Below are 7,153 nucleotides of genomic sequence, written 5' to 3' on the forward strand. Positions count from 1 at the left end.
CTGGGGGCGAGCGAGGTTCAAAGGATGTGACAGGCGGCAGCGGGAACATTGCGCTTCATTGAGCCGTCCAGCTGTCATCGGACAAGACCCGGCACAAGACTGATGGGGAGCTGTGGTAAAGGCGTTGCTGGTGGGCAGCGCGGGAAATGCCGTCGATCGCAAAGTTTCTCGGAACATGACGATTGCCTCCAGTGGGTGTGACTATTCCAGAGCTGGATCAGAGATCGGTGACGCGCTGCGGATCGGCAGACGCGAGGGCTGCGGCACGAACGGGTTTCGGCGGGTAGATCCACACCGTGTTGATCTCCTGCTTGATCTTCTTTGCATCCGTTCCGACGTGCTCGATCTTGCGATCCCATCCGCGCGTGAACAGCGCACCAGCCTCTCCGAGGTCGAGGCAAGTGACATAAGCCTTTTGGAGATAAGGGATCGGTGCTTCGCCAAGCAGTTCTGCCGCGGCGTTGTTGCCGGCGAAGGCACCCATGCGCGTCGCGTGCTGGCATGACATCAGCGCATAATTACCCATATCGTCACAGGCGGCCTTGGCCGCGTCCCCCGTAGCGAACACGCCGGGGACGCCGACGACATGCAGCTCGCGGTCGACGACGAGACGGCCGAAGTTGTCGCGTTCCCCCGGAATCTGCGCGGTAAGAGGAGCGGCGCGCATTCCGGCGGCCCAGATGACCGTTGCGGTCTCGATGCGCTCGCCGCTGGACAGCGTGGCGCTCGTGTCATCAATTGCCGCAACGCCGACACCGAGGCGGGTTTCGACGCCAAGCTTGCGAAGGGCCTCCTCGATCACCGGGCGCGGGGCGGCACCCATATCGGGCGCAATCGCCTCGTTACGGTCAACGATGATCACTCTCGTCGTCACGTTTTTGCCAAGCACCTCGCGAAGACGGGCAGGCATCTCTGTTGCTGCCTCCAGCCCCGTGAAGCCACCGCCCGCAACGACCACGGTGTCGCGCACTTCGGATTCCGGACGGTCAGCAAGGCTCTTGAGATGGCGATCGAGCACGATGGCATCCTCCAGATTATCGACGCTGAAGGCATGCTGCGCGAGGCCCGGCACATTGGGCCGAAATAGGCGGCTGCCGGTCGCGACGATCAGGCGGTCGTAGGCGATCGAAGTGCGCCCGCCATCGGCTCCGCCCACCACGACCGAGCGGCATGTGGTGTCGACGCTCTCTGCCGTTCCCTGGACATAGGTAACGTCGATCGCGTTGAGGACGTCGAGCAGAGGCGCCGTCCGTGTTTCGGGTCTCGGCTCGTAGAGGCGCGGCCTGACCACCAGAGTCGGCTCGGGCGCGACGAGTACGATCTCAAGCTCCTCGGGTGTTACACCCTTGATGTCACGGAGGCGAGCCGAAGAAAGAGCTGCGTACATACCGGCAAATCCGGCACCGATGATGACCAGTTTCATGAGGTTATCCTCTCGATTCGCCCGCACGTCTCCGTCCTCCGTTTTGCAACGGAGTCAGTCCTCGTGCGGGTCTTTGCGTGTGTCAGTCGGCGATGAACTTCAGCAGGTCGGCGTTCACGACATCAGCGTGGGTCGTGCACATGCCGTGCGGTAGCTGGTGGTAGATCTTGAGCGTCCCGTTCTTCAGAAGCTTCGCTGACAGAGGAGCGGAATTGGCGATCGGAACGATCTGGTCGTCGTCGCCGTGCATTGCGAGCGTTGGAACGTCGATGGCTTTCAGATCCGCGGTGAAGTCCGTTTCCGAGAACGCTTTGATACCGTCGTACTGAGCCTTGGCGCTGCCCATCATGGCTTGCCGCCACCAGTTCCATATGACGGCCTGCGACGGCTTCGCATCGGGGCGATTGTAGCCGTAGAAGGGTCCGCTCGCGAACTCGAAATAGAACTGCGATCGATTTGCTGCGAGCTCCTTGCGCAGACCATCGAACACCTCGATCGGCAGTCCGCTGGGGCTGGCCGGAGTTTTGACCATGATCGGAGGCACGGCGCCGATGAGCACCAGCTTCGCCGTGCGGCCTTTGCCGTGGCGCGCGACGTATCGCGCAGCTTCTCCGCCGCCGGTCGAATGTCCGATGTGAATGACGTTGCTGAGATCGAGATGCTCGACGACGGCTGCGACGTCAGCAGCGTAGTGATCCATGTCGTGTCCGTCACTGACCTGATCGGACCGGCCGTGACCGCGGCGGTCATGCGCGACGACGCGATAGCCTTTACCGACGAAATAGAGCATCTGCGCATCCCAGTCGTCGGAGCTCAGCGGCCACCCGTGGTGAAAGACGATGGGCTGCGCGGTTTTCGGTCCCCAGTCTTTGTAGAAGATCTGGACGCCATCCTTGGTGGTGATCGTGTTCATCGAACGAATTCCTTGGCTTTGAGAGGAAAATTCAAGCGCTGCTGCGATGCCGTTTGTGGCCATCAACCCGGCCGCCGCGGCCGCCATGCCGGCCACGAGGACCTCGCGCCGCGTCGCGGCGGCTGAAGAACGAAACGAATCCATCAGGTTTTTCCTTGTGAAGCATGGGGTAGCGGTCGATCTCCGCGCCGTTTATGTGCTGACGCCGAGCGACCGGCTTTGCTCACCTCGGATCAGTAGTCCCAGAAGACGGGAACCCAGCGAAAGGCGTCGCCATCGACTGCCACGCGTCCGACGGAGGGGAAGGGAAGGTGGGTGGCCACCAGCATCTCGCCGGTCTCCGCGAGTTCCGTCAAAAGACGGACACGAACGCGGGCAGCCTCCTCGGGATCATGCTCGAACCCGTTGTGCCAGTCGGGGTGGTCGAAGCCGACCGCGAAGACAGCGTCGCCTGCAAACGTCAGCGCTTCGCCGCCGGAGGCCACACGCACCACGCTGTGCCCGGGCGTGTGCCCGCCGGTGCGGCGGACGATCACGCCGGGCGCAACCTGGTATTCTTCATCGAACGGCCGCAGATAGTTCCGGTACTCTTTCACGAACCGCTTTGCCGCCGACCGAAGGGCATCCGGAAACCCCTGTGGCATGGAGGCGCGCGTGAAATCGGGCGACTCCCAGAAGGCGACCTCGGCGGCCGCCACGTGGATCCGCAGATCCTGACGCAGCTGCTCCTTCACCCCGCCGACCAGCAGTCCGCCGATGTGGTCCATGTGCATGTGGGTCAGCACCAGATCGGTCACGGACCCGAGATCGATGCCGGCGGCCTGCAGCCTTTTGATCAACTGGCCGGCCCGCGGCAAATTCAAGTCGGGATCCAGCCCCAGTCCGGCGTCGATAAGAATGGTCCGTGCGCCGCTGCGCACCACGACGACGTTCAGCGACCAGTCGAAAGCGTCCGGCGGCAGGAACATGTCGGCCATCCAGACCGCCCGGTCGGTCGGATCGGCGTTGTGGCCCAACATCTGCGTCGGCAGCGGCAGGACGCCATCGCTGACCACCAGCACATCGATTTCGCCGACCCGCACCGCGTAGCGCGACGGGACCAGCTCTTCACGCCCCAGACCGGCGGGATGCGGGCTGGTGTCCAAGTTCTGCTTTGTCGCAATCTTCAACATGTCAGTCTCCTTCGGCAATGTCGTTGACCACTTCGTTCGCCCCAACCGTGCGGGCATGCGGATGGTTTAGCGGGATGCGCCAGGTGCTGCGCCAGAGCGATTGCGGCGATTGCAGAGGAATTGCTGTCAAGTGGCGAGGCGCCGAAATTCGCTTGGAGATAGGCCGGTCAGCTTTTTGAACGCTGCGGCGAAAGCCGTCTGGGACGCATAGCCGAGCGCCACGGCCACCGTGACGATTGTCATGGATGGATCGCGCAACATAGCCTTCGCCTGCTCCAACCGATACTGCCGGAGCCACGCATGCGGCGGCATTCCTGTACTTTCCTTGAAGGCGCGGCAGAAATGAAAGCGCGACAGTCCGGCGTCAGCGGCCAGGGCCGCCAGCGAGACGTCCGCGTCGGTCTCCGAGCGAAGTCGCTCTATTGCACGGCGCAGGACCCTTGGGGGCAGCCCACCTGATACCGGCGGAGGCTCGACCGGCATCCCCGCGTGCGCTGCCAACAGTCGGGTTGCAAGCAGGTCTGTCAGTTGCTGCCGGAACATGGTGTCCAGCGTCGTGTTACCCTCAAGCGCTTCCGCGGCCGTGGAGAGTAGGCGCGACGTGATCGGGTCGAGATGGCCGGTCCGCTCCAGAAGCTCGGTCGACGATGCATTGTTGGCTTCGGCAGCGACACGCTCGATCGTTGCTTGAGGAAGATAGAGTTGAACGACATCGACGGCACCATTGATGTCCCATCGCGCGCTCGTGTCTGCGGGGATGATTGTCACGACGCCTGGGCGCGCCACGCCGGTTGCGACGCTCCGACCTGCTCGTCGCTCCAGGGGTTGCAGGGTGTCGATGTACGTCATGATCACATGATCGGCCATCGGCTGAACGACATCGTGCAGGGCACCATGCTTCCAATGGGCAATTCCGCCGCTGGCTGGGTCCAGTCCCGTAACAATATTGAGTGGCTTGGTCTTCAGAACGCGCGCCATTTCGGCATCGGCGGGACGGCGCCGCTGGTCCTCCTCTTCCTTGTCCATGGCACGCCTCCCAAATACGCCGGCTCGAAATCGCGGCTACGGACCCGTTAGGTCACGCTCAACCCGCCATCGATGGCGATGACCTGCCCTGTCACCCACTCTGCGTGCTGTCCGGCGAGTGACACGATCCAGCGCGCGACATCGTCGGGAACGCCGCGCCGCCGGAGGGGAATCTGCTCGCGCTCCTGAGCTTCAATTGCCGCGGCGGCTTCGGGAGACAGCCCCATCATGCCGGTCAGCGCGTTCGACTCGGTCGGTCCGGCCGCAATCGCGTTGACGCGGATGCCCTGAGACGCAAGCTCGAGAGCCCAGCAGCGCGTGAGGTGCTCCAGGGCCGCCTTACTTGCGGCGTAGTGCGAAAGGCTTGCAGCCGTCTTGTGCCCGAACGTGCTCGAGATGTTGATGATCGAGCCTTTCCCCTGCGCGAGGTGGGGAATCGCTGCAGCGGCGAGCAGGCTAGGCCCGACGACATTGACTGAAAAGATGCTCGCGATCTGATCTGCTGTGACCTCAGCCAGGGGAAGAATGGCTCCCGCACCAGCATTGTTCACCAGAACATCAAGGCGGCCCCACAGACTTATCGCCCGGCCGACGGTGCGGCTGGCATCGTCCGGCTGGGCTACGTCGGCCACGAAGCCGGATATATTTTTGGTGCGCAGCCGCCACTTCCGCGAGCCGTCCCTCGCGACGCCCCGTAATGAGAACCCTGACACCAAGATCAGCCAACCCAAGGGCCGCCGCGCGGCCGATGCCTGAGCTTGCACCGGTTACGATCGCGACTTTTCCAGCGAGGGTATCCATCACGACGCCTTCGCAACGGTCACGGAAGTCGCTTGGCGCGCCTCAGCCATCGCCCAACCTGTGATGCAGAGCCCGATGACGGCCGGCAGCGTCACCGCCGGAAAGTCACGCGCCAAGGCCGATGGGCCGCAGATACCGACGGCCACTTCCCAGAAGTGAAAGAGCGCGTGTCCCGAGAGCCAGATCGACGGTATGGCCCAGAATGCGACCCTGATGTGTGGACGCGCGGCACCGAGCAGGAACGAGCCGCCCACGAGCAGGAAGACCAGTCCGATGTCGCGGACGAAGTGCTGATTGAACGGGCCTGTCGTGGTCACGCCCGGCACCGCAAGATACCAACGTTCCGGGTTGACGAGCATGAGGGTGCCATTGGCAGTGGCGGCGATGCCGAGCACGACCGCCGCGGTGATGCAGGCTGTTTTGATCATGGGTAATCTCCTGCCGTCTTAACGGCTGTGGCTACCGTGCAGGTGTGAGCGATGCCGATCAGGCCCGGTCCGACGGACGGCGCAGCCAATCCTCGAAGCGGATCGCGCCCAGCATCGGATGTCCGCTAGGCGTGAGCGATCTGTCGTCGAGTTCGGTGCCGAAGTAGCGGGCGCGGATGTCGGCAATGACTTGGCGGCGGTCGCCCATTGCCTCCAGGTGAGACCTGACCAAAGCGTCGAGCGGGATCTTCTCGGGGCCTGCCAGCTCGACGATTCCGTTGACCGGTTTGCCCATGGCAACCGCGGCCAGCGCTGATGCTACATCATCTGAGGCTATGGGCTGAAGAAGCGCGGGTGACAGGCGGATGGCGTTGCCTTCGGTCGCAGACTGCGTGATTGCCCCGACAAACTCGAAAAACTGCGTCGAGCGGACGATCGTGTACGGGGCCTTCGACCTTTGAATGAGCTTCTCCTGCGCCACCTTGGCTCGCATGTAGCCGCTGTCGGGAAGACGATCGACGCCCACGACGGAGAGTGCCACGTGATGGCCGACGCCGGCTGCCGCCTCCGCGGCGAGCAGGTTGCGGCCCGCAGTCTCGAAGAACTCCAGCACGGCCTTGTCCTCGAACGACGGCGAGTTGGCCACGTCGACGACGACGCTTGCGCCCGAAAGGGCTTCCGCCAGCCCCTCTCGAGCGATGGTGTTCACACCGGTGTTGGGGGATGCAGCCAGGACGTCGTGGCCCTTGCCACGCAACAGTTCGACGACCTTCGATCCGATGAGACCAGTCCCCCCGATGACGACGATTTTCATGAGACATCTCCGACAATCGACGCCGCGCTGGCGTCGCCACTGCATGGAGATTGCCTTGGATGCGGCAGAAAGACTTTGCGGGGACCGTCAAATACCTTTTGGTTTACCTTGCAAATACGTCCAAGCCCCAAGCCGGGGCCGGTATCATGCTATGTACCCTGACCAACACGCTCCGGTTGGCTGCTGCGGAGTCCGACGTGCAATTCCTGTTCTCAGACTGTGTCCTCGACCCCGAGCGCCGAGAGCTTACGCGGGCTGCGAAGGCGGTTGCCGTCGGTCCGCAAGTCTTCGATCTGCTGCTCTACCTGGTTCAGAATCGCCACCGCGTGGTGAGCAAAGATCATATGATCGAGGCCGTGTGGGGTGGACGCATCGTTTCGGAATCGACGCTCGCCAGCCATATCAATGCTGTTCGCAAGGCCATCGGCGACAGCGGCGAGGATCAGCACCTCGTTCGCACGGTTCCACGAAAGGGCTTCCGCTTCGTGGGCGACGTGACCGAGGCTGAAGCGGCTGAGCGCGTCTCGAACGAAGCTTCTGGCTCGGCGAGGAGCGAACCCCGTCTTGAACCGCTCC

General features: G+C 63.2%; 7 protein-coding genes and 1 pseudogene. 1 reads left to right on the forward strand and 7 read right to left on the reverse strand.

All coding sequences use genetic code 11. From position 1 onward, the window contains the following. Positions 1-217: 217 nt before the first annotated feature. The 7 genes and pseudogenes from IT540_RS19870 to IT540_RS19900 form a co-directional block, all read right to left on the reverse strand. On the reverse strand, positions 218-1,423 hold the full coding sequence (locus IT540_RS19870; protein ID WP_291181612.1) for an FAD-dependent oxidoreductase: 1,206 nt from the start codon (positions 1,421-1,423) through the stop codon (positions 218-220). An 82-nt stretch (positions 1,424-1,505) separates the two neighbouring features. Next, entirely contained in the window at positions 1,506-2,336 is an 831-nt protein-coding gene (locus tag IT540_RS19875) for an alpha/beta hydrolase (protein ID WP_291181618.1), read from the reverse strand. Between the two features lie 233 nt (positions 2,337-2,569). Then, a complete protein-coding gene (locus tag IT540_RS19880; RefSeq protein WP_291181613.1) occupies positions 2,570-3,508 on the reverse strand; it encodes an MBL fold metallo-hydrolase in 939 nt (312 codons plus the stop codon). Between the two features lie 126 nt (positions 3,509-3,634). Further along, complete coding sequence (locus IT540_RS19885) at positions 3,635-4,534, reverse strand: AraC family transcriptional regulator (protein ID WP_291181614.1); 900 nt, start codon at positions 4,532-4,534, stop codon at positions 3,635-3,637. 47 nt (positions 4,535-4,581) lie between these two features. Next, a pseudogene (locus tag IT540_RS19890) lies at positions 4,582-5,335 on the reverse strand (SDR family oxidoreductase). Next, a complete protein-coding gene (locus IT540_RS19895; protein ID WP_291181615.1) occupies positions 5,335-5,763 on the reverse strand; it encodes a hypothetical protein in 429 nt (142 codons plus the stop codon). Before IT540_RS19895 ends, IT540_RS19890 begins: the two are co-directional and overlap by 1 nt. Before the next feature lie 58 nt (positions 5,764-5,821). Continuing rightward, entirely contained in the window at positions 5,822-6,577 is a 756-nt protein-coding gene (locus IT540_RS19900; protein WP_291181616.1) for an SDR family oxidoreductase, read from the reverse strand. A gap of 197 nt (positions 6,578-6,774) precedes the next feature. On the opposite strand from IT540_RS19900, the gene IT540_RS19905 reads away from it, so the two are divergent. Then, positions 6,775-7,153: transcriptional regulator (locus tag IT540_RS19905; protein ID WP_291181619.1), on the forward strand; the 379-nt coding region annotated here is incomplete at its 3' end.

Source organism: Hyphomicrobium sp. (assembly GCF_020852195.1).
In the GTDB taxonomy this organism is placed as follows: domain Bacteria; phylum Pseudomonadota; class Alphaproteobacteria; order Rhizobiales; family Hyphomicrobiaceae; genus Hyphomicrobium_C.

Excerpts from the sequence above, each read along its gene's own strand:
- IT540_RS19870 (WP_291181612.1), bottom strand. The coding sequence starts at position 1,423 with ATGAAACTGGTCATCATCGGTGCCGGATTTGCCGGTATGTACGCAGCT.
- IT540_RS19875 (WP_291181618.1), bottom strand. The coding sequence starts at position 2,336 with ATGAACACGATCACCACCAAGGATGGCGTCCAGATCTTCTACAAAGAC.
- IT540_RS19880 (WP_291181613.1), bottom strand. The coding sequence starts at position 3,508 with ATGTTGAAGATTGCGACAAAGCAGAACTTGGACACCAGCCCGCATCCC.
- IT540_RS19885 (WP_291181614.1), bottom strand. The coding sequence starts at position 4,534 with ATGGACAAGGAAGAGGAGGACCAGCGGCGCCGTCCCGCCGATGCCGAA.
- IT540_RS19895 (WP_291181615.1), bottom strand. The coding sequence starts at position 5,763 with ATGATCAAAACAGCCTGCATCACCGCGGCGGTCGTGCTCGGCATCGCC.
- IT540_RS19900 (WP_291181616.1), bottom strand. The coding sequence starts at position 6,577 with ATGAAAATCGTCGTCATCGGGGGGACTGGTCTCATCGGATCGAAGGTC.